1 protein-coding gene is annotated in these 271 nt (G+C 41.7%); it reads right to left on the bottom strand.

The window, feature by feature from the left end:
• Positions 1-271 (bottom strand): poly-beta-1,6-N-acetyl-D-glucosamine biosynthesis protein PgaD (gene pgaD / locus ACG9ZB_RS17370; RefSeq protein ID WP_419326860.1); only part of this gene is annotated, 271 nt, incomplete at both ends.

The raw sequence follows: 271 nt of genomic DNA, 5'->3' as shown, positions 1-271 counted from the left end.
CTCTACATGGGTCGGAAATAACCGTTTTTCGTTATTACGGACACGATACCAGTTATAACTTGCCCATAGAAAATGACATAAAATGAAGATTGTGATGAGGCCCATCAAATGAAATAGGTTTAAAGGTTTTTTAGGCATTTCAGCCACAATCAGCTGCTCATAGACTAAGTTACCTTCAAACCAACAAAACAGGAGGGTGAGCAGAGGTAGAAACAACCACATCCACATCACCCACCCAAGTGCCAATAGACTATACCCCGCCGTTTTGTTC

The sequence above is a fragment of the Acinetobacter johnsonii genome, assembly GCF_048551975.1.
Lineage (GTDB): Bacteria > Pseudomonadota > Gammaproteobacteria > Pseudomonadales > Moraxellaceae > Acinetobacter > Acinetobacter johnsonii_A.
Note: the sequence above shows the minus strand (reverse complement) of the source record. Positions and strands in the feature narration are given on the sequence as shown.